Source organism: Iodidimonas gelatinilytica (assembly GCF_008579125.1).
GTDB classification, from domain to species: Bacteria; Pseudomonadota; Alphaproteobacteria; order Sphingomonadales; family Rhodothalassiaceae; genus Iodidimonas; species Iodidimonas muriae.
Map to the genome: position 1 here is coordinate 116,239 of NZ_BKCL01000003.1, position 20,379 is coordinate 136,617.

Annotated in this window: 19 protein-coding genes and 1 pseudogene; 11 read left to right on the top strand and 9 right to left on the bottom strand. The window is 56.7% G+C overall.

The genetic code is table 11. The annotated features are described in order from the left end of the window. Window positions 1-65: 65 nt before the first annotated feature. The 5 genes and pseudogenes from leuS (at window position 66) to JCM17844_RS05345 (ending at window position 6,666) form a co-directional block, all read left to right on the top strand. The gene (gene leuS, locus JCM17844_RS05325; protein ID WP_150000001.1) at window positions 66-2,627 is read left to right on the top strand and encodes a leucine--tRNA ligase; all 2,562 of its coding nucleotides are present in this window, start codon (window positions 66-68) and stop codon (window positions 2,625-2,627) included. A 3-nt stretch (window positions 2,628-2,630) separates the two neighbouring features. Next, entirely contained in the window at window positions 2,631-3,170 is a 540-nt protein-coding gene (gene lptE, locus JCM17844_RS05330; protein WP_150000002.1) for an LPS assembly lipoprotein LptE, read from the top strand. An 11-nt stretch (window positions 3,171-3,181) separates the two neighbouring features. Continuing rightward, complete coding sequence (gene holA / locus JCM17844_RS05335; protein ID WP_150000003.1) at window positions 3,182-4,210, top strand: DNA polymerase III subunit delta; 1,029 nt, start codon at window positions 3,182-3,184, stop codon at window positions 4,208-4,210. Window positions 4,211-4,385: 175 nt separating this feature from the next. Further along, window positions 4,386-6,112, top strand: a pseudogene (locus JCM17844_RS05340) (OPT family oligopeptide transporter). Between the two features lie 11 nt (window positions 6,113-6,123). Next, window positions 6,124-6,666, top strand: a complete 543-nt coding sequence (locus tag JCM17844_RS05345) for a hypothetical protein (RefSeq protein WP_150000004.1) — start codon at window positions 6,124-6,126, stop codon at window positions 6,664-6,666. 31 nt (window positions 6,667-6,697) lie between these two features. Here JCM17844_RS05345 and JCM17844_RS05350 read toward each other — a convergent pair whose 3' ends face one another. Further along, entirely contained in the window at window positions 6,698-7,768 is a 1,071-nt protein-coding gene (locus JCM17844_RS05350; protein ID WP_150000005.1) for a diiron oxygenase, read from the bottom strand. A 129-nt stretch (window positions 7,769-7,897) separates the two neighbouring features. Continuing rightward, window positions 7,898-9,049, bottom strand: a complete 1,152-nt coding sequence (locus JCM17844_RS05355; RefSeq protein WP_150000006.1) for a DUF2336 domain-containing protein — start codon at window positions 9,047-9,049, stop codon at window positions 7,898-7,900. A gap of 250 nt (window positions 9,050-9,299) precedes the next feature. Here JCM17844_RS05355 and JCM17844_RS05360 point away from each other — a divergent pair, with 250 nt between their 5' ends. Next, the gene (locus tag JCM17844_RS05360) at window positions 9,300-9,830 is read left to right on the top strand and encodes a GNAT family N-acetyltransferase (RefSeq protein WP_150000007.1); all 531 of its coding nucleotides are present in this window, start codon (window positions 9,300-9,302) and stop codon (window positions 9,828-9,830) included. On the opposite strand, the gene truA is transcribed toward JCM17844_RS05360, so the two are convergent. The 6 genes from truA to JCM17844_RS05385 all read right to left on the bottom strand — a co-directional run bounded on the left by truA (window position 9,785) and on the right by JCM17844_RS05385 (window position 13,566). Beyond that, complete coding sequence (gene truA, locus JCM17844_RS05365; RefSeq protein WP_150000180.1) at window positions 9,785-10,561, bottom strand: tRNA pseudouridine(38-40) synthase TruA; 777 nt, start codon at window positions 10,559-10,561, stop codon at window positions 9,785-9,787. The two genes, JCM17844_RS05360 and truA, sit on opposite strands and share 46 nt — an antisense overlap. Before the next feature lie 5 nt (window positions 10,562-10,566). Continuing rightward, window positions 10,567-11,514: a methionyl-tRNA formyltransferase gene (gene fmt / locus JCM17844_RS05370; RefSeq protein WP_150000008.1), complete on the bottom strand. Its 948-nt coding sequence runs from the start codon at window positions 11,512-11,514 to the stop codon at window positions 10,567-10,569. Between the two features lie 39 nt (window positions 11,515-11,553). Further along, window positions 11,554-12,072, bottom strand: a complete 519-nt coding sequence (gene def / locus JCM17844_RS05375; protein ID WP_150000009.1) for a peptide deformylase — start codon at window positions 12,070-12,072, stop codon at window positions 11,554-11,556. Between the two features lie 103 nt (window positions 12,073-12,175). After that, window positions 12,176-12,589 carry an MAPEG family protein gene (locus JCM17844_RS05380; RefSeq protein ID WP_150000010.1) on the bottom strand — a complete coding sequence of 138 codons (414 nt, stop codon included), beginning with the start codon at window positions 12,587-12,589 and terminating at the stop codon, window positions 12,176-12,178. 183 nt (window positions 12,590-12,772) lie between these two features. Beyond that, the gene (locus tag JCM17844_RS14515) at window positions 12,773-12,973 is read right to left on the bottom strand and encodes a sterol desaturase family protein (RefSeq protein ID WP_210431422.1); all 201 of its coding nucleotides are present in this window, start codon (window positions 12,971-12,973) and stop codon (window positions 12,773-12,775) included. After that, window positions 12,952-13,566 (bottom strand): sterol desaturase family protein, encoded by a 615-nt coding sequence (locus JCM17844_RS05385; RefSeq protein WP_210431423.1) that lies wholly within the window; start codon window positions 13,564-13,566, stop codon window positions 12,952-12,954. The genes JCM17844_RS14515 and JCM17844_RS05385 overlap by 22 nt, the downstream gene beginning before the upstream one ends. Window positions 13,567-13,631: 65 nt before the next feature. On the opposite strand from JCM17844_RS05385, the gene JCM17844_RS05390 reads away from it, so the two are divergent. Next, window positions 13,632-14,402, top strand: a complete 771-nt coding sequence (locus tag JCM17844_RS05390; RefSeq protein ID WP_150000011.1) for an ABC transporter ATP-binding protein — start codon at window positions 13,632-13,634, stop codon at window positions 14,400-14,402. Then, window positions 14,402-15,895: an ABC transporter permease/substrate-binding protein gene (locus tag JCM17844_RS05395; RefSeq protein WP_150000181.1), complete on the top strand. Its 1,494-nt coding sequence runs from the start codon at window positions 14,402-14,404 to the stop codon at window positions 15,893-15,895. Before JCM17844_RS05390 ends, JCM17844_RS05395 begins: the two co-directional genes overlap by 1 nt. Window positions 15,896-15,946: 51 nt before the next feature. On the opposite strand, the gene JCM17844_RS05400 is transcribed toward JCM17844_RS05395, so the two are convergent. Then, on the bottom strand, window positions 15,947-16,735 hold the full coding sequence (locus tag JCM17844_RS05400) for an SDR family NAD(P)-dependent oxidoreductase (protein WP_210431425.1): 789 nt from the start codon (window positions 16,733-16,735) through the stop codon (window positions 15,947-15,949). A gap of 178 nt (window positions 16,736-16,913) precedes the next feature. On the opposite strand from JCM17844_RS05400, the gene JCM17844_RS05405 reads away from it, so the two are divergent. From JCM17844_RS05405 to JCM17844_RS05415, 3 genes are read left to right on the top strand one after another with little or no spacing between them, the layout of a single operon-like run. Then, window positions 16,914-18,566, top strand: a complete 1,653-nt coding sequence (locus tag JCM17844_RS05405; RefSeq protein ID WP_210431426.1) for an acyl-CoA dehydrogenase family protein — start codon at window positions 16,914-16,916, stop codon at window positions 18,564-18,566. 49 nt (window positions 18,567-18,615) lie between these two features. Next, the gene (gene rlmH / locus JCM17844_RS05410) at window positions 18,616-19,071 is read left to right on the top strand and encodes a 23S rRNA (pseudouridine(1915)-N(3))-methyltransferase RlmH (protein ID WP_150000013.1); all 456 of its coding nucleotides are present in this window, start codon (window positions 18,616-18,618) and stop codon (window positions 19,069-19,071) included. A 28-nt stretch (window positions 19,072-19,099) separates the two neighbouring features. After that, complete coding sequence (locus tag JCM17844_RS05415; protein WP_210431427.1) at window positions 19,100-20,377, top strand: murein hydrolase activator EnvC family protein; 1,278 nt, start codon at window positions 19,100-19,102, stop codon at window positions 20,375-20,377. Window positions 20,378-20,379 lie beyond the last annotated feature (2 nt).

The following is a 20,379-nucleotide window of genomic DNA, read 5'->3' on the forward strand; positions in this document are numbered from 1 at the left end:
GCAGCCAGGCTAGTTTTCAGGCCAGTTTTCAGGTCAAGTCTTCAGCTTAGTATTCAGGAACCATCATGTCGCGTTACAACCCCCGGGCAACTGAAATGAAATGGCAGCGTCAATGGGACGAGGCCGGCATTTTCCGTGCGGAAAATACGAGCACAAAGCCGAAATATTATGTGCTTGAGATGTTCCCTTATCCATCGGGGCGCATCCATATGGGGCATGTGCGCAATTACACCATCGGTGATGTGTTGACCCGCTTTTACATGGCACGCGGTTTCAATGTGTTGCACCCCATGGGCTGGGATGCTTTCGGCATGCCGGCGGAAAATGCCGCCATGGAAAAAGGCACGCATCCCGCCGACTGGACCTATGACAATATCGCCGCCATGCGCACCCAACTAAAGCAGGTGGGGCTGGCCATTGACTGGTCGCGCGAAATTGCCACATGCGACCCCGACTATTATGGCCATGAACAGGCACTGTTCCTTGATTTTCTGGAAGCGGGCCTCGTTTACCGCCGGGAATCCTGGGTGAATTGGGACCCGGTGGACAATACGGTTCTGGCCAATGAGCAAGTGATCGACGGCTGTGGCTGGCGCTCCGGTGCGCCGGTGGAGCGGCGGAAATTGTCGCAATGGTTTTTGAAGATCACCGAATTTGCCGATGATTTGCTCGATGGCTTGAAATTGCTGGAACGCTGGCCGGAAAAAGTGCGGCTGATGCAGGAAAACTGGATCGGGCGCTCCGAAGGCTTGCGCTTTACCTTCCAGATTACCGGCCATGATGAGGGAATCGAGGTGTATACCACCCGCCCCGATACGATTTTCGGTGCCAGCTTCTGTGCCATTGCCGCTGACCATCCTTTGGCGGCCCGTTTGGCGGAAGACAATGCCGAGCTGACGGCGTTCATCGCGGAGTGTCGCCGCATGGGCACCTCGCAAGAGGCGTTGGAAAAGGCGGAGAAAAAAGGCTTCAATACCGGTCTTACGGTTCGTCATCCTTTTGATGACACACTGGAATTGCCGGTCTATGTGGCCAATTTCGTTTTGATGGATTATGGCACCGGGGCGGTGTTTGGCTGTCCGGCCCATGATCAGCGCGATCTGGATTTCGCGCGCAAATATGATCTGCGGGTGCAGCCTGTTGTGGTGCCGCAAGATGTGCCGGTGGCGGATTTTTCCGTTGAAGAGGACGCCTATGTGGGGCCGGGCCGTTTGGCACATTCGGATTTTCTCGATGGCTTGAGCGTGGAAGAGGCCAAAACCCGGGTGATCGACCGGGCCGAGGCCGAGGGCTGGGGAAAACGCTCCATCACCTTCCGCCTGCGCGATTGGGGTGTTTCCCGCCAGCGCTATTGGGGAACGCCGATCCCCATCGTTCATTGTGAGTCCTGTGGCACGGTGCCGGTCCCACGTGAGCAATTGCCGCTGACATTGCCCGAAGATATTTCCTTCGATAAGCCGGGCAATCCTTTGGATCATCATCCGGACTGGAAGCACACATCCTGCCCGTCATGCAAAAAGCCGGCGCTGCGTGAAACCGATACGCTGGATACCTTTGTGGACAGCAGCTGGTATTTCATTCGCTTTACCGCCCCCGATAGCAGCCAGCCCATCGATATGGATGCGGCCAATTATTGGCTGCCGGTGGATCAATATACCGGTGGGGTGGAGCACGCGATCCTGCATCTTCTTTATGCGCGTTTTTTCACGCGGGCTTTGCAGCATTGCGGGCATGTGTCCTTGAAAGAGCCGTTCGACGGGCTGTTCACCCAAGGCATGGTCAATCACATGACCTACCGCGATGAAGACGGCAAATGGGTCTTTCCAAGCCTTGTGCGTGAACGGGACAATGGGGCCCTGATGCGATCAGACACCGGCGCTGCGGTGGAAGCGGGCCGTGTCGAGAAAATGAGCAAATCCAAGCGCAATGTGGTCGATCCCGACGATATCATCGATCAATATGGGGCCGATACGGCCCGCTGGTTTGTGCTGTCCGACAGTCCGCCAGAACGGGATCTGGTGTGGACGGAAACCGGCATTGAAGGGGCATGGCGCTTTACGCAGCGCTTGTGGCGGCTGGTTTCGGGCGCACAGGGGTCGCTGGTGGCACCGGGGACCGCGATTGCCGATCCCGTGTCTGAAGACAGCCTTGCCCTGCGCCGGGTGGTGCACAAAGCCATTGCCGGGGTTACCGCAGACATTGAAGGCTTGCATTTGAACCGGGCGGTTGCGCGGCTTTATGAGCTGGCCAATGCCATTGGCGGATGCGATGTGCCGGAAATCAATCCGGCGGTGTACCGCGAGGCATTGGAAATTCTGGTGCGGTTGGTTTCGCCGATGATGCCGCATCTGGCGGAAGAGCTGTGGCAGAGCTTGGGTCATAAAACTTTGCTTGCCGGGGCGGATTGGCCGCAGGCCGATGCCGCAATGCTTGTGGATGATACGGTAACCATGGGCGTGCAGGTGGGCGGTAAATTGCGCGATACCATTGTTGTGGCGAAAGATGCCCCGCGTGAGGATGTGGAAACGGTGGCCCTTGCATCGGATAAGGTGATGCGGGCCATTGATGGCAAAACCGTGCGTAAAGTGGTGGTTGTTCCCAACCGTATCGTCAATATCGTGGTATAAATCATGCACTGTCCCCCGCTTTTGGCCCGTTCTTGTGCCCGGATCACGCTGCTATTGGCCTTTTTGCTGGCTGGCTGCGGGTTTCAGCCGATTTATGGCACAAATGGACCGGCAGCCGGGACCGCGTTTGAAGATTTGACCGAGGCTTTTGCCGGCATCGATGTGGCCCCCATGCGTGATCGGGTGGGGCAAAAGCTGCGCAATGATCTGGTCAGTACCCTAACACCGCGCGGGGAAGCGGGCACCCCGCGTTATAGCCTGCAAATGGAATTGAAAGAGCGCTTTGAAGGCTATGCCTTTCGTGAAGACCGGGCGATCACCCGCCAGCGTTTGCAATTGGATGCCCGCATGGTGCTGGTGGATCTGGAAAGCGGCGAGATTGCGCTTTCCGATGATCTCAGTGCGTGGATGGCCTATGATGTGGTGCAATCGGATTTCGCCAATCTATCAGCGGAGCGCGATGCCCGTGATCGGGCGGCGGCGCAGCTTGTCGATAAAGTGGTGGCGCGTCTGGCCCGTTATTTCAGGCGTGATGCACCTTAGGGGACAGCGCGATGGTCAAGGCCAATAGGGGACAAAGTCTTGAGGCAACCCGGGCACTTCCCGCACATTATCGGGCTGTTTTGTTATATGGCCCCGATGAAGGGTTGATCCGCGAACGCACGGAAGCCATTGGCAAGCAGGTGGTGGCCGATCTCACCGATCCGTTCCGGGTGGTGCGCTTGGGAGGCGATCAGTTAAAGGCCACACCATCCTTGTTGGCCGATGAACTGGCGGCCTTTTCCATGACGGGCGGGCGCAGACTGGTGCGGCTGGACGGGGCCAGCGATAGCATGGCGCCCTCGATTGCGGAGGCTCTGTCCGCCGGTGGCGATAGCCTTTTATTGGTGACGGCGGATGGGTTGGGTGCCGGGTCGAAGCTGCGAAAGATGTTCGAGGCCGAAAAGCATCTTTTGGCCATCGCCTGTTATGCTGATGAGGGCCGCGACCTTCTGGATCTTGTGCACCGCACTTTGGAAGAGGCCAAGATAAGACCGGCGCCCGATGCGGTGACATGGCTTGCCAGCCATTTGGGCAGCGATCGTATGATCACCCGAAACGAGCTGGACAAGCTGATTTTATATAAAGGGGCCGATGAAGATCGCACGCTCAGCCTTGCGGATGCGCGGGCCTGTGTAGGCGATGGCGCGGCCATGACCCTGTCGCAAATTGCCGAAGCGGTCACCGGCGGCGAGGTTGGTCGTCTCGATCGCCTGATCGAGAAGGCTTATATCACCGGAGAAAACCCCATCGCCATTTTACGCGTGTTGCAAAGCCGCCTGACGCGTTTGCATCTGGTGCGCGGCCATATGGCGCAGGGGCTGGATGCAGCGCAGGCGGCATCCAAATTGGCACCACCGGTGTTTTTCAAGGAACGCGACGGGTTTTTGCGCGATGTTCGGCGTTGGCCTGAAAATCGTTTGAAGGCGGCTTTGGATCTGGCTTTGGAAACCGAACTCATGTGTAAAAGCACGGGTCAACCGGCGCAGACCCTGACGGCGCGGTTGTGTCTGCGACTGGCAGCTTCGGTGCAAGGCCGATAACCCTTTCGGGTTGTTATTAGCAGAAATTTTCCAATTTTATCGAGCATAAGATGTGGCCTATATGCGGCAAGACCACAGATTGGCGCGCTTTTTCTTGCACAGGCTTCACGTGGACGCATGATCCCCGCTAAGCACGAAATAAGTGCAGATTGCAAAAGCGCTGGGGAAAATTGCTGTGGCATCATCGCATCAGGTAGAGGCGCGTCCGGTTGGTCGGGCGTATCCCGAATTAAGTTGGCACGCCATTATCGTTGGCTGGTTCTTGGGTGTCATTATCGCGGCATCCATTGGCTATGCGTCTTTGAAGCTGGGCTTTTCCATTGAAGGCTCGGAATTGGCGGCCATTTTGGGTTTTGGTATTTTGCGCGGCCTTTTGGGGCGGCGGTCCATTGTTGAAAACAATGTCACCCAAACGGTGGCCAGTGCGGTGAACGGCGCGTCCTCGGGGATGATGTTCTCTGTTCCGGCGATTTTCATTCTGGGTCAGGGCAGCGAATTCGATCCGGTTTTGCTGACATTCGGCTGTATAGCCGGGGCGTTTCTCGGCATTGCTTCATCATTCCGCTCAGAAAGCAGATGATCGATTTCGAGCGTCTCACCTATCCCGGCGGGGTAGCGGTGGCGACCATCCTGAAAGCCCCCGGGGCGGGCATCAGGAAAGCGGTTCTGCTGTTGGCGGCGGCGGCCGTTGCGGCCATCTTGCACGGTATTTCTCTTGGGACCGGTGTTGACCATTTCGATCTGGGCGCGTTGATCGGGATGCCCGGCTATATGAGCGGCGTTTGGTATTTGTCGTTGCTGACATTGGGGGTTGGCTTCATTTCCGGGCGTGGCGGTGTGGCATTCATCATTGGTGGTCTGGTGGTCTATTGGGTCATTGCACCCATGCTGGACCTGACCGATGCTTTCCCCATTGCCGCCGATGGCGCGCGGATCACCGATCCAGAATCCTTGCGGGTTATGTTGTTCCGCCCTGTGGGCATCGGCATGCTGATTGGCGGCGCCATTGCAGGGGTGTTTTTTGCCTTTCCGCTGATCGCGTCCGCTGTGCGCTCGATGCAGGATGCGGCGAAATCCAAAGCGGGCATCAGTGCCGATGAAATGCCCATCAAACTTTTATATTACGCCATTGCCGGCGCCACGGTGCTTTTGGTGTTCATGGCCATCACATCGGTAGAAACCGTGGGCATTGGCCGCGGCCTTGTGATGGGGGTTTTGGGCACATTATGGATCTGGATGGCGGGGATCATTCTATCGGAAGCCATTGGGCGCACCAATTGGTCGCCGCTTTCAGGCATGACGCTGATCGCCGTTACTTTGTTGATCATTGTGGTTGCGGATCTGGAACGGGGCGATGCCATCGTTGCCGCCATCATGGTGGGGGCGGCCACCTGTGTGGCCATGAGCCAGGCCACGGATCTGATGCTGGATATGAAAACCGGTTATCTGGTGGGTGCCACGCCGCGGATGCAGCAATTGGGTCAGTTCATGGGCGCATGGCTGGGGCCGATTGTGGTGATGGCGCTTATTTTCGTCCTGCATGAAGCTTATGGCATGGGCTCGGCGGAATTGCCCGCGCCGCAAGCCACCGCTTTGGCGTCTACGGTGGATGGTATTCTGGGCGGCGATGTGCCGGTGCATAAATATATTGCCGGAGCCCTGATGGGCGCGTTGTTGACCGCCACTCAAGGTGGGTTGGGTATCACGGTGGGTCTGGGCTTTTATCTGCCCTTCGCCATCGTTCTCACCTATGGGGTGGGCACATTGCTGCGGGAAATCACCGATCGTCGCAAAGGCAAAACATGGTCTGAAGAGGTGGGAATCCCCATTGCTGCGGGCTTCATTGTCGGCGAAGCGCTGGTGGGTGTCGGCTTTGCCGCTTATATGATTCTTGGCGCGTGAGGGGACAAACCATGACCATTGATCGCATTGCTCTTCTTATAATCACCGCCTCATTCTTAACGGGCACCTATCTGGCTTCGCTTGACGAGGAGCTGGTGACGTGGGCCTTCTTTGTGCCGGTTTTGCTGGTGGGGGCGCTGGGTGTTGTGTTGCTGCGCCGCTCTCGCAAGGCACAAGCCAGCGCCAGTCATGTGTTGCACGGTAATCGTGACATACTTGTTTCCAGCCTGAGTGCCATTGTTTCCAGCCTGCAGGACTTTGATGCCATTAAGGAAACACTGCCCACCGATCAATTGCGTCATGAGGTGGACCAGCGGTTCCGCGGCCATCTTCTGGCCTTTGTGGAGGCGCGGGAAAGCTTGTCGCATCTTTACGGGTTGAGCTTTTATGCCCAGATAATGTCGAGCTTTGCTGCCGGCGAGCGTTATCTGAACCGTGTCTGGTCGGCCTCTACCGATGGCTATGGCGAGGAAGCCTGTGCCTATATCAGCCGGGCTTTGACCCAGTTTCGGGAGGCACAGGACATTTTGGCCAAGGTAACAAAAGCCGCCTAAGCGCTATAATCATAGCGATCCGTGTTGCCATTTATTCTCCGGCGGCGCGGATCGTCGTGTCCACATGTTTGCGGCGGGCATCCAGTTCGGCGGCAATGTCTTCGTCGCGTTTTTGCAGCGCGTCGATATCCACATCGGCAAAAGACAGCACGCCCATGTCACGATAAGCGGTCTGTACCTTTTCGCTCCACAAGCCGATATCTTTCACAATGGGTACGATGCGGCTGAATAGAAAGCTGCGGAATTGTTGCATGGTGCCGCTTTCTTGCAGATGCTTCACACATTCTTCCACTGGCAGGTCCATGGTTTCCCAAACCTCGCGGGCTTCAAAGCGGTCGCGCATCAAATAACAGGCTTCGATCAGGAAGTCTTCGCGTTCGCTGCGTTCGGCTGCGCTCAATTGCGGATAATAATCGCGCAAGGCCAACCGCCCAAAGGCCACATGGCGGGCTTCATCTTCCATCACATAGGCATTCACCTGCTGGGCCAACGGGTTTTGTGCCTGATCGCGCACCATGGCAAAAGCCGCCAGCGCCAGACCCTCGATCACCACCTGCATGCCCAGATAGGTCATATCCCAGCGTTCATCTTCCAGCACTTGATCCAGCAAGGATTGCAAAGGCTTGCTCATGGGCCATGCAATGCCGAATTTGTGCATCAGGTTTTTATAAGCCTCTACATGGCGGGCTTCATCCATCACCTGCGTTGCCGCATAGAATTTGCTGTCCAGATCGGGGACGCTTTGCACAATTTTGGCGGCGCATAAAAGCGCCCCTTGTTCACCATGCAGGAATTGCGAATTGGTCCAGGCCTGATGGTTTCGCCGGACCTCGATCTGGCGGGCCGGGCTTAGTTTCAAAAAGCAGGGCGCATCGTTGATGGGCAAGACTTGCGGAGGAAGCTGTTGCGGATTTTCCGGGTCCAGTTCCAGACTCCAGTCGATCCGCTCCACGGCATTCCATTGTTTGCGCTTGCCTTTTTCATACAGGCCCAAAAGAGATTGCCGGCCATCATCGAACCGCCAATCAAAGCGCGTGGCAAAACGGTTCATCACATCATGATGGTCGGGGGTGTCTATGGGATACAGATCCTTGAGGCTCATGGTTTGGCCTTTCTACAGCAAAAGAAACCGGAACAAGCAACAGATCACATGGCATCAAGGGCAGAATACCATGCGAAGTATAAGGCCGAACCAAGCGGTTCTGGTAGCCCGTTGGACGGGGGCGGCCGATCAATCGGGAAGGCGCAAAAGCTGGGCAATCACCGTTTCCGGCGATCCGGGGGCAATGGTGCGAAAGTTTCCGACGATACGGCTTATGATAACGTCTTGATATTGTTGTGTATCAAGGGGTGCGCCTTCCATGCTTTGCCTTAAGGTGGGAACAGCAAGCGCAATCACCTGTTCCAGCATGGCGGAAAAACCACATTGATCCAGAAATTTGTTCAGGGCATGGGGGCCGCGATGATAAAGCTGCAACCGTGCGGGAACAAGGCCAATTTCTGCCCGCACGGCACAGGCCGCTTCCAATAAATCCCGGTCCCCTAAAATCACGGCACGCAAGACAAGGCTGTCACGCAGATGACCTTTTGAATTTATGCGCCGAAGAATGGTCAGAAGGGTTTTTTCCGGCAGGGCATCAAGCCGTCCCAAAACCGCTTCATCGCGGGCACGTATCACAAGATTTTCCAAGAAAGGTGGGGGCAGGTCGATCTGCTTTTTGATGAAGGTTTCCAGACCGATACTGGCATGTAAAATGATGTCGATCGCAAGATTGGCGGGTAGATCGTGGCGTTTGGCGATGGCAGAAAGAACTTTGGCGCTTTGGCCGAACCGATCGGCGGCCCGCTGGGCATCATCGGGATGAAGCGCCGCCCCTTTATTTTGTAGCGCCTGTTCCACCACTGGTTTCGTACCCTGTGAAATCAGCATATGGGTGACGGCCTGCGTAAGGGCCGGACGCTTGGCAATGGCCATTTGCTTGCGATCATCATGTTGCATGATAATGGCGATCAGATCCTCATCGGTTAGAGCCAGCGCATTTATCAGGATGGGCTCGGCAACCGAAGTCACATCTTGTGCCAGTTTTCGGGCCAGCGAGGCGGGCAACACCGGCGTATTGGCCAGGCAATGCGCCAAAGCCCGACGCACAGACAGGCTGGTATCATGGGCAAAGCGGTGCAACACATCGATGGCCGCTTCCCGTTCGGGCGCGCTGAGGCCGTTTTGCGCATATATCTGGGCGACAAATTCCGCCAGACTACGCCGGGCGCGGGCATCGGGTCGGTGGCCGGTGTCGAGAATGTTCAGGATGGCATGGGGGGCTGCCCGATCTTTGTCGGCCTTTTTCGCCTTTGATGGCGTATGTGATCGCTGCTCCGACATGCGCCCGACCCCTCGTTGCGCTTTTGGATAGACCTTCAAAACAATACACAGATAAAAATAGAGAGATAGCGTTATTCTTGTTTTTTATAAGCGAAAGAGATCAAGTGAATAAAAATGTTACAGGCGATATTATAGAAAACAAAATCTGGCATGAAAGAAGAAATTTTGTCGTGTCTTTGGCAAGTGGATGGAAACATTTAAAAACAAATTTACCATGTTTGATCTGAAGTCTTTTTGAAACGAGGCCCCTATGTTTGACAGAACCATTGAAACCGGGCGTTTGATCCTACGTCTTCATCAGCTTGAAGATTTTGAGGATGAATGCGCCTTGTGGGCCGATGATCAGGTGGTGCGCCATATTGGGCCGCCTGCCTCACAAGAAGAATGTTGGGGCCGGTTGTTGCGCTATATCGGGCATTGGGCGTTGCTGGGTTTTGGCTTTTGGGCGGTGATTGAAAAACGCACCGGACGTTTTGTGGGGGAGGTGGGGTTTATGGACTTCAAGCGCCAGATCGACCCGCCTTTGGGGGATGTGCCGGAGATGGGATGGGCCTTGATCCCTGAAGCGCAGGGGCAGGGCTATGCCAGCGAGGCGGTGGCGGCAGCGCAAAATTGGGCGGATGCACATTTCAGGTCAAGGCGGGCGGTGTGCCTTATCCACCCGGACAATCGCGCGTCTTTGCGGGTTGCTGAAAAGGCGGGGTTCAAGAATCCGGTGGAGCGTTGTTACCGCGATCAGCCGACAGTGGTTTTATCGCGGGGCATGGATGGTGTGTCATAGCGGACGCGGCTCAGATACAATCCGTCGGGCGGAGCATTAAAGCCCAAAGCGCGGCGATCTTGGGCCAAAAGGGCCTCTTGCACTTGTTGCGGGGCCCATTTCCCCGCCCCCACCAGTTCCAATGTGCCCACCATAGAGCGCACCTGATGGTGCAGGAAAGACCGGGCCGCCACATGCACGATAATTTCCTCGCCCTGCCGCTCCACCATCAAAAGATCCAGCGTTTTCACCGGTGATTTCGCCTGACAGGCCACATGGCGGAAGGTGGTGAAATCATGGCGTCCCACCAGATATTGGGCCGCTTCATGCATGGCCTGTGCATCCAAAGGCCGCGCCACATGCCAGGCAAGGCCCTTGTCAAAGCTCAAAGGGGCCCGGCGGTTGATGATGCGATAGCGATAGGCGCGTCCGGTGGCGGAAAAGCGCGCATGAAAGCTGTCTTCCACCGCTTCCACCTTCAGGGCGGAAATGGGGTGCGGTTTCAGATGATGGTTCAGCGCGCCCTGTACTTGATGCGCCGCCATGGGTTTTTCGATTTCCACATGGGCCACTTGTCCGGTGGCATGGACACCGGCATCAGTGCGCCCGGCCCCTTGAACCAGAACATCTTCATTGGTGAAGGCGGCGATGGCTTCGGTAAGGGCTTGTTGAACGCTGGGGCCGTTTTTCTGCATTTGCCAGCCCACAAAGGGCCGGCCATCATATTCGATGGTGATCTTGAACCGTTGCATCACAGTCACGCGCTTTTATGGGGCGTAAGAAGCTGGCCGGCTGTTACGGGAAAGCCGCGCAAGAATGTGTCCCGATCCATGGCGGCGCGTCCGGGCCGTTGTATCTGTTCAAGGCGCAAGGCATTGTTACCGCAGGCAATGGTCAATTGATCGTCCAAAACCGTCCCGGGTATGGCGTTTGGATCTTCTTGCGGGATAAGGCGCGCTGCCAAAAGCTTCACCCGTTCGCCCTTGATCCATGTATAGGCCCCGGGAAAGGGATAAAGCCCCCGCACCTTGCGCGCCAGAATGGCGGCATCTTGCGACCAATCGATTTCGGCTTCGGCCTTGTCGATCTTATGGGCATAGCTGATGCCGGTTTCCGGCTGGGCGGCGGCATTGATGGTGCCCAGCGCCACTTTTTCGAGCACTTCCACCATCATCGGGCCACCCATAGACGCCAGCCGGTCATGCAAACTCAAGGTGGTGTCGTCATCATTGATGGGGGTGCGTTTCATCAAAAGCACCGGTCCTGTGTCCAGCCCCTCATCCATTTGCATGATGCTGATGCCGGTTTCCGTATCGCCGGCCATGATGGCCCGGTGAATGGGGGCTGCTCCACGCCAGCGCGGTAAAAGCGACGCATGTACGTTGAAACAGCCCAGCCGCGGCGCATCGAGAATGTCTTTGGACAGGATTTGGCCATAGGCCACCACCACCGCCGCATCCAGATCAAGGGCACGAAATTGTTCAATTTCTGCGGGTTTTTTCAGCCGCTTGGGGGTGAAGACCGGCAGACCGGCGTCTTCGGCATATGCATGTACGGCGCTTTTGCGCAGGCTATGGCCGCGTCCGGCAGGGCGGGGCGGCTGGCTATAAACGGCCCGCACATCGTGGCCAGCCTCAAGCAAGACGGCCAATGTGGGCACCGCAAAATCCGGCGTGCCAAGAAAGGCGAGTTTTAAACCGGCCATGGATGTCTCTTTTTATAATGGGGCGCGTTTTGGCTCGCCTTATACCATTTCCGTATCGCGGTTGGCCTTGGCCACTTTTCGGATGATCATATCGCGCTTCAGCTTTGACAGATAATCGATGAACAACACGCCGTTCAGATGGTCGATTTCATGTTGCAAACAGGTGGCCAGCAGGCCATCGGCATCAATGCTGTCTTCCTTGCCGTCACGGTTGATGAAGGTCACCTTGCACGCGGCGGGGCGTTCCACTTCGGCATAATGTTCGGGGACGGACAGACACCCTTCATTATAGACATTGCGCTCGTCCGAGGTCCAAACCACTTTCGGATTGATCAGGACATGCGGACTGCGCACCGCGTCGTCATCGGAAATATCAGCCACCAGCAATTGCCGGGGAAGACCAATCTGAATTGCTGCCAAGCCAATGCCCGGCGCGTCATACATGGTTTCCAGCATATCTTCGATCAGTTTATCGAGATCGCTGTCCACATGCTCTACCGGTGCGCTTTTCTCGCGCAATATGGGATCAAGACAGGTTACAATCGGGCGTAAAGACATGGCTATCCGGATTCATTAGGGGTTTGGCCAGATACCTAGGGGGGCGAAGGCCGCACGTCAAGAAAACGTCGTTCTTTTCGGTCGTGCGCCCTCGCCTTTGATTTTAGAGGTGCAACAAAATCAGCACCCACATGGCCACCACAATCAACACCCCGATCAGGAACACCGAAAAGCGGGCCTGCACCTTGTTTCCGCCAAGATGAATGGCGCTGTGCAAAAGCCGTGAAGCCACAAATCCCCAGGCCAGTATCATCATCACGGTGCTTACCGATTGGGTGAGATAGGCAATGATGCAGGTGAGGTAGAAAAGCGGCGGTACTTCCAGAAGATTGTGGAAATGCCGGCCCATTGCCGCCAGCTTGTCGGGCTCTTCCCCGCCGCGATATAGCCGATAAAAGGATAAGGGAACCTGCCCCTTTTTCACGGCCCCCAAACGCGAAAGGCCAACCATAAGCAGAATGGCCAAAGTCCATAAGACAAGAACGGCAACAGGATAGAAAATAACAGAATCGATCATTGGAATAAGCCCCCGATAGCTGGAAAGAGCGGCGTGATGCACCAAAGCATTTCACGAGCGGTAACAGCATAAGCCAAATGTGCCATGCCCGATAGGTTTTATGGGTGTTGGCGTTCGTGCGCCGGCGGGGTGCCTTTTTTATTGTTTGGGCTGTTGCTCAAAAAGGGCGTCCATAAAAGCGTTTTAAGGCCAAGCTGGTCTTGGGATCGCCATTGGGGAAGGCCGATCTGCATATCCTTCAGCTTTATCGGGGCGGGCTTTATAGGTGCCAAAGGCATAATCCCACCAAGGCAGGTTGAAGCCGTAATTGGTATCATGGTCGCGGCGCAGGGTGGAATGGTGCACCAGATGAAAGTCGGGCGTTACCAGAATTCTCCGCACCATGCGGTCAAGTCTTTCGGGAAGGTGCAGATTGCATGATTGAACATGGCGGTGGCATTCAACAGGATTTCGAACACAATCACTGCAACCACATCGGCCCCCAATGCCGTCACCACCCCCACCTTGATCAGCATGGACAGCACAAATTCAAAAGGGTGGAAGCGAATGCCCGAAGTGGCATCCAGCATCAGATCGGAATGGTGCATGCGGTGAATGCGCCACAAAAGGGGGATGCGGTGGAAGGCCACATGCTGGGCATAGATGGCCAGATCCAACAGCAAAATGGCGGCCACCAGTTCTACCCACCGGGGCAAATCCACAAGATTGAACAAGCCTATATCGGCATCGGCAGCGCGCAAGGCCGCTTCTAAGGCGATCAGCGGGACAATCATCCGAATGGCCAGACTGCCCAGCACCACCATGCCCAGATTGAGCGGCCAGCGTTTGAGGCGATTGGCCCCTTTCCGGCGTGGCGCAATAATCTCGGCCAAGGCCACGATCAGGAAAACAGAGACAAAGGCGGTGGCCCGCACGGCCATTTCATGATTGAGAAGAAAATCTTGCATAGGCGGACTATAGGGCGTTGTTTCGGACAAATCATCCAGGACGTGTTGCCGCGGTAGGACTGGCAGATTTTTATGGCGCGGGTTAGGCTTCGGGCATGAGCGCCACATCCCATATGCCCTTGTTGTTTTCCTTGCACGGCGTTGGCCAGATTTATGGTGCACACCGAGCATTGGGGCCGCTGGATCTGGAAATTCAGGCAGGCGAGCAGCTGGCGCTGATCGGGCCATCGGGCTGCGGCAAATCCACGTTGATCCGCTTATTGGCGGGGCTTGTCACCCCCAGTGAAGGAACGATCCGCTTTCACGGCAAGGCGCTTTCGGATCTGGATATGGGGCCCTATCGCCAGAATTTGGGATATGTCATTCAAAATGGCGGTCTGTTCCCGCATCTGACCGCTGCCCGGAATGTAACGCTGATGGCCCGGCAATTGGGCTGGTCAAAGGCGCGCATCCAAGACCGTCTTCTTGAATTGGCAAGGCTGGTTCATCTGGGGGAGGATCGTCTGGCGCAATATCCCGCAGATTTATCGGGTGGCCAGCGCCAGCGGGTCAGCCTGATGCGAGCTTTGATGCTGGAGCCGGAAGTTTTGCTGCTGGACGAGCCTTTGGGCGCCCTTGATCCGATGATTCGCTATCAATTGCAGACGGATCTGCGCGATATTTTCCAAACGCTGGGTCTGACGGTGATTTTGGTCACCCATGATCTGGCAGAGGCCGCCTTTTTATCAAAACGCATTGTTTTATTGCGTGAGGGGCGGTTGGTTCAGGATGGCGGATTCAAGGATCTGGTCGATCGCCCTGCCGATCCCTTTGTCAGTGCGTTTGTAAAAGCGCAACGGGGCGTGCTGGCCGGAGGGTCCCCGTGATGATGGCCCGTTTGATGATTGCCTGCGCATTGCTTTTTTTGACGGCGGCGGCAGCGCCCCCGAAGACGGATGATCGCGCGGTGGTGGTTGCGTCCAAAGCCTTCACGGAATCGGTGATTGTGTCCGAACTTGCGCGCCTTTCCTTGCGGGAAGCCGGCCAACAGGTGGTGCACCGGCAGGCTTTGGGGGGCACCCGCATTGTGTTTGGGGCATTGAAGCGCGGTGAAATCGATGCCTATCCCGATTATACGGGCACGCTGCGTTTTGAAATTTATGCGGCGGCAAAGGCGACAGACCCGGCCGCTTTGGAGCGCTTGTTGGCGCAAAACGGCATCGCCATGACAAAACCCTTGGGGTTTAACAATAGCTATGGCTTGGCGATGCGGGCCGATGTGGCCAAAGCCAAAAACATCACACGGATTTCCGATCTGGTGGGACGCACGGATTTGCGCTTTGGCCTGTCCAATGAATTTCTTGATCGCGGCGACGGTTGGCCTGCCTTGAAAGCCGCTTATGGCTTGGCGCAAAAGGCCGATGGCTTGCAGCATGATCTGTCTTATCGCGGCCTTGCGGATGGGCGTCTGGAGGTGATCGATGTGTATACCACTGACGCGGAAATCGCTTTTTACGACCTAAAAGTTCTTGAAGATGACCGCGGCTTCTTTCCCGCCTATGAAGCGGTGTTTTTATACCGGGCGGATCTGGCACAGAGCCATCCGCAAGCGGTGGCGGCCCTTCAGTCTTTGGCGGGGCGGATTTCGGCGCAGCACATGCGGCAGATGAACAAAAGGGTGAAAATAGACCGCCGACCGGAAACCGCTGTGGCCGCCGATTTTTTGAGCCAGGAAACCGGCCAGACAGTGGTGGGAGAGGGGGGTGCAGGGCTTTTGGGGCGCATTTGGCAACGCAGTGTGGAGCATCTGCGTTTGGTGGCCCTGTCCTTGACCATGGCGCTGGTTCTGGCGGTGCCTTTGGCCATTGTCGCTTTTCGCAAGCCGCATCTGGGGGGAGCGATATTGGGCTTTGTGGGTATTTTGCAAACGGTGCCTGCCTTGGCCCTGTTTGTATTCATGATCCCGCTTTTGGGGATCGGAGCCGCCCCCACCATTGCGGCGCTGTTTTTATATTCGTTGTTGCCCATTGTGCGAAACGGCCATGCAGGGCTTGCGGGCATCCCCGCCGATTTGCAGGAATCGGCGCAGGCCTTGGGATTGCCGTCGATGGCGCGGTTGTGGCGCATCGAATTGCCTTTGGCGCTGCCCACTTTGCTTGCAGGCATCAAAACGGCGGCGGTGATCAATGTGGGCGCGGCAACCCTTGGGGCGTTGATCGGCGCGGGCGGTTATGGGCAACCAATTCTTACCGGCATACGGCTGGATGATATGGGGCTTATTTTGGAAGGGGCTGTGCCGGCGGCTTTGCTGGCACTTTTGGTCACGGGGCTGTTTGATTTGGTAGAACGCTGGCTGATACCGCGCGGATTGCAGCTTTAAGGTCGCACTTTACCAAATTGGATTATCGCCATTTTTTGCCATTCAACGGGATCAGATCGCTGTGGTGGCCCCATCCACATGCAGATTGGTGCCATTGATATAGGCGGCTTCGGAGCTTAACAAAAACAGCACGGCAGCGGCCACGTCATGGGGCTTTCCGGGACCGGCGGGTGGAAATCCCCCGGCATATTTGCTGGTGTCCGATCCGATATCGCGCAAGGCTCTGGCCAGCATCGGTGTGTCCACAGGCCCCGGCGACACGGCATTGATGCGCAGGCCGAAGGTGGCATAATCCCGCGCTGCCGATTGGGTGAGCCCGACCACCGCGTGCTTGCTGGCTCCATAAGCGGCAATCCACGGGGCGCCGCGGGTTCCCAAAATCGAAGCGATATTGACGATGGCGCGGTTCCTGTCCGGATCCCCATTTTCCAACATGGCCGGGATTTCATGGCGCATGGCGTAAAAAATACCATCGGCATTGGTGGCCATCACATTGCGCCAATGATCGGGGTCGATATCGGCCAAGCGCTGCGGCGGGTGGCTGATGCCGGCGCAATTCACCGCCATATCAAGGCCGCCAAGGCTTTGAAGGCAGTTGGCAACAAGCTGGCGCATCTGGTCATCCACCCGCACATCAGCAGTCACAAACCGGGCCTTGTGGCCCTGGGCGCAGAGGGTGTGTTCCAGGGCTTCACCGCATCCATCGGGCAATCCGCAAAACATCACCTGCGCCCCTTCTGCCGCAAGGGCGCGGACCACATCGGCACCGATGCCGGAACTGCCGCCGGTCACTAAAACGGATGTGTCTTGAAATCGCTGCGGGCGTGCTGTGATGGTCATAGGGTCCTTGCCTGTCGCCAGTTTGCGCCCTTTCGGGGTGAAGAGAAGGGCCGTGCATAACGCTGCCATCTTCGGCAGGCAAGGCACAGATCATCGCGCTTTATCGCTTCTGTGCTCTTTTTTCGTATATTGGGCATTGTATGCTGTAAGGCCACTTTTAATCAGTGTGAGACGTCCCATGCCCCATTATCGCCCGATGACCGATCTCGCCACCCATGATGTGACCAACCAGCCGCCGCCTCTGGTTGATTATAATCTGTTCTCAACAGACAGGGCGCTGGTGGATGCAGTACGGCGGGAAGGCAATGAAGAGGCGGTGCAAAAAGCCTCTGCCTATGGGGCCGTTTTGGGGACGTCGGAGATTTTGCAAGCCGGTGACGATGCTAATCGGTATCCGCCGGAATTCATGCCCTTTGATCGCTATGGCCAGCGAATCGATGAGGTGCGCTTTCATCCCAGCTATCATCAATTGATGGCGCTTGGCATGGCCCATGGCCAGCAAAGTGTGGCCTGGACAACCCCGTCGGCGGGTCATGTGACCCATGCGGCGCTGGAATTTTTATTGCATCAGGTGGATGCCGGTGTGTGCTGCCCCCTGAGCATGACCTATGCCGTTGTGCCTGCCTTGCGCCACAATCCGCAATTGGCCGCTTTGTGGGAACCGAAATTATTATCCGGCCACTATGATCCGGCTTTTGTGCCGGTGGAGCGCAAAACCGGTGCCACCATGGGTATGGCCATGACGGAAAAGCAAGGCGGCTCTGATGTGCGGGCCAATAGCACCAGAGCCGAGCCTATTGATGGCAAGGATGGGTGCTATGAACTGGTGGGTCATAAATGGTTCTGTTCCGCCCCCATGTCCGATGCATTTTTAACGCTGGCTTATGCGCCAGATGGGCTGACCTGCTTTTTCGTGCCGCGCTGGACCCCCGATGGAGCGCGCAACCGCCTATTCATCCAACGCCTGAAAGACAAGCTGGGCAACAAGGCCAATGCCTCGGCGGAAATTGAATATCATGGGGCATGGGCGCAACGGGTGGGTGAAGAAGGGCACGGTGTCCGCACCATTATCGAGATGGTGCATCACACAAGGCTTGATACCACAGTGGGGGCGGCGTCTTTGATGCGCCGGGCTCTGGTTGAAGCGCTGCATCATGCAACGCACCGTCGGGTGTTTCAAAAGGCTTTGATCGATCAACCCGTGATGCAGAATGTGCTGGCCGATTTGGCTATTGAGTCGCAGGCCGCCACCTTGTTGGCCATGCGTCTTGCCCGTGCTTTTGACGAAAGTGCAAGTGATCCTGACGCCGGAGCCTTCGCCCGTCTGGCGGTGGCGGTGGGGAAATACTGGCTCAATAAGCGGGTGTCGCCGCTGATTTTTGAAGCCATGGAAGTGCATGGCGGTGTGGGCTATGTGGAAGAAACGCCCATGCCGCGTTTGTATCGGGAAGCGCCATTGAACTCCATTTGGGAGGGGTCGGGCAATGTGATTGCTTTGGATGCGCTGCGAACCGCTGTGAAGACGCCCGATTCGCTGGTGGTGCTGATGGATGAACTGGACCGCGCGCGGGGCGGTGACAAGCGCTTTGATGCGGCTCTGGATCGGTTGGGGAACCGTTTGGCCAAGGGCATGCCCGAAGAATCCCAGGCCCGGCGTTTGGTGGAAGATATGGCGGTGCTCTTGGAAGGGTCTTTGATGGTGCAATTCGCACCAGCGGCTGCTGCTGACGGGTTTTGTGCCAGCCGTTTGGGCGGTGATTGGGGCCAGAGCTTTGGCACATTACCGGGTGGTCTTGATATGGCGGCGATTATCGACCATGCCCATCCTTAAAGAAAAAGCGCTATCGCGTGACCATGCGACAGAGATATGAGGCAGCAAGATGGATGTGAGTATTGTCGCGGTGGGCAAAGCCGGACGACGGCCAGAAGCCGCGCTGGCACAGGGTTATCTGGATCGTTTGTCCTTTCCTGCGCGCATTATAGAAGTGGAAGAACGCCGTCCTTTAAGCGGCGAGGAACGTAAAAAACGCGAAGGGGAAAAGGTGCTGGCCGCCTTGCCTGCCAATGCGTTTGTAATTGTTCTGGATGAACATGGAAAACAACCGACCAGCATGGCATTGTCGCAAAAATTGCAAGACTGGTTTGGCTTTGGCCGTCCATTGGCCTTTGTGATCGGCGGCGCCGATGGACATGGGGCGGCGGTTTTGGCCCGTGCCGATGCCACGCTGTCCTTGTCAAATCTGACATGGCCCCACATGCTGGTGCGGGTGATGCTGGCGGAACAGATCTACCGCGCGATGTCCATATTTGTGGGGCATCCTTATCATCGGGAATGACCACATTATGCGCCTTCAAGGGACTGATATGACCATGATAAAGGCGACCGGACCCATTCTTTGGCTGCGCTTTTTGGGGCTGTGGTTTTTGGCGGCGGCCTCGGTGCAGGCGCAGGTTGCGGACCCCGATAGAGCCCGCGACCAGTTGCAAGCCATCGAGCAAGAACTGGCGGATCGGGCGCAGCATCAACGGGATCTGGCCGAACAAGCGCAAAAGGCGGGTCGCGAAACCGAAGCGCTTACCCGGCGGATCATGGCCGCCACCGCCGATGTGCAGGGTCTGGAAGAACGGGTGACGGCGCTTCTTATGAAGATCGAGAGTTTGGGCGACATATTGGTCGAACAGGAACAAAATCTGGACCGGCGACGCGGCCAGATGGCCCATACATTGGCGGCCCTGCAACGTCTGTCGCGCCGGCCCACGGATTTGGCTTTATTGCGCCCCGGAGAGGCGGACGACACCATCAAAAGCGCTATTTTGCTGCGTGAACTGGCTCCGCAGCTTGAACGTCAGGCGCGGGAAATCGGTGAGCAGGTGGCGCGAATTCTGGCCTTGCGGGAAGATTTGATTGCCGAGCGCGAGGCGCTTGAGCAAGAACATCAGGCTTTGGATGACAGCCGTCGGGAGCTGGAGATTTTACGCCAAAGCCGGGAGGCGGACCGGAAGCGCTTTTTGCATGAAGCCGATGAAGAATCCCGTGTCGTTCAAAGTCTGGCCAAAAAGGCGCGGACTTTGGAAGATTTGCTTGTCGCTATTGAAGCCGAACAGGAAAAACGCCGGGTTGCGGCGGCCGAGGCGGCCAAACGCCTTGATCAGGCCCCGAAGCGCACCGAATCTGCGCCACCATTCGCCAAACCTCTCAGCACTGCACGGGGCAGCCTGCCGCTTCCGGCGCGCGGGCGGCTTTTGCGGGCATTCGGCGCGCTGAATGGCGGCCTTCATGAAAAGGGAATCACCATAGAAACCCTTGCAGATGCACAGGTGGTGGCCCCATATGATGGACGGGTTGTGTATTCCGGGCCGTTCCGTGGCTATGGCAAGCTCTTGATCATTGCCCATGGCGAAGAGTACCATACATTGCTGGCCGGCATGGATCGTGTTTATGCGTCTGTGGGTCAGTGGGTGCTGGCGGGGGAACCTGTCGGGGCAATGGCGGGAGATACGAAAGTGGCTCAGATCGCTGCGATCTCATCGGAGCACGCGCCAAAGCGTCACGCACCAGAGCTTTATGTGGAATTGCGCAAGGGGGGTGAGCCGGTAGATCCCTTGCCGTGGTTGGCGGCGGGATTAGGAAAGGTAAGTTGAGA

What these genes read in the sequence shown, in the direction of transcription:
- JCM17844_RS05400 (WP_210431425.1), bottom strand. Translation starts at nt 16,735, where the DNA reads ATGACCATCACAGCACGCCCGCAGCGATTTCAAGACACATCCGTTTTA.
- truA (WP_150000180.1), bottom strand. Translation starts at nt 10,561, where the DNA reads ATGCAACGGTTCAAGATCACCATCGAATATGATGGCCGGCCCTTTGTG.
- leuS (WP_150000001.1), top strand. Translation starts at nt 66, where the DNA reads ATGTCGCGTTACAACCCCCGGGCAACTGAAATGAAATGGCAGCGTCAA.
- rlmH (WP_150000013.1), top strand. Translation starts at nt 18,616, where the DNA reads ATGGATGTGAGTATTGTCGCGGTGGGCAAAGCCGGACGACGGCCAGAA.
- JCM17844_RS05380 (WP_150000010.1), bottom strand. Translation starts at nt 12,589, where the DNA reads ATGATCGATTCTGTTATTTTCTATCCTGTTGCCGTTCTTGTCTTATGG.
- JCM17844_RS05350 (WP_150000005.1), bottom strand. Translation starts at nt 7,768, where the DNA reads ATGAGCCTCAAGGATCTGTATCCCATAGACACCCCCGACCATCATGAT.
- JCM17844_RS05395 (WP_150000181.1), top strand. Translation starts at nt 14,402, where the DNA reads ATGATGGCCCGTTTGATGATTGCCTGCGCATTGCTTTTTTTGACGGCG.
- holA (WP_150000003.1), top strand. Translation starts at nt 3,182, where the DNA reads ATGGTCAAGGCCAATAGGGGACAAAGTCTTGAGGCAACCCGGGCACTT.
- JCM17844_RS14515 (WP_210431422.1), bottom strand. Translation starts at nt 12,973, where the DNA reads ATGGTGCGGAGAATTCTGGTAACGCCCGACTTTCATCTGGTGCACCAT.
- JCM17844_RS05355 (WP_150000006.1), bottom strand. Translation starts at nt 9,049, where the DNA reads ATGTCGGAGCAGCGATCACATACGCCATCAAAGGCGAAAAAGGCCGAC.
- def (WP_150000009.1), bottom strand. Translation starts at nt 12,072, where the DNA reads ATGTCTTTACGCCCGATTGTAACCTGTCTTGATCCCATATTGCGCGAG.
- fmt (WP_150000008.1), bottom strand. Translation starts at nt 11,514, where the DNA reads ATGGCCGGTTTAAAACTCGCCTTTCTTGGCACGCCGGATTTTGCGGTG.
- JCM17844_RS05390 (WP_150000011.1), top strand. Translation starts at nt 13,632, where the DNA reads ATGAGCGCCACATCCCATATGCCCTTGTTGTTTTCCTTGCACGGCGTT.
- JCM17844_RS05405 (WP_210431426.1), top strand. Translation starts at nt 16,914, where the DNA reads ATGCCCCATTATCGCCCGATGACCGATCTCGCCACCCATGATGTGACC.
- JCM17844_RS05345 (WP_150000004.1), top strand. Translation starts at nt 6,124, where the DNA reads ATGACCATTGATCGCATTGCTCTTCTTATAATCACCGCCTCATTCTTA.
- JCM17844_RS05360 (WP_150000007.1), top strand. Translation starts at nt 9,300, where the DNA reads ATGTTTGACAGAACCATTGAAACCGGGCGTTTGATCCTACGTCTTCAT.
- lptE (WP_150000002.1), top strand. Translation starts at nt 2,631, where the DNA reads ATGCACTGTCCCCCGCTTTTGGCCCGTTCTTGTGCCCGGATCACGCTG.
- JCM17844_RS05415 (WP_210431427.1), top strand. Translation starts at nt 19,100, where the DNA reads ATGACCATGATAAAGGCGACCGGACCCATTCTTTGGCTGCGCTTTTTG.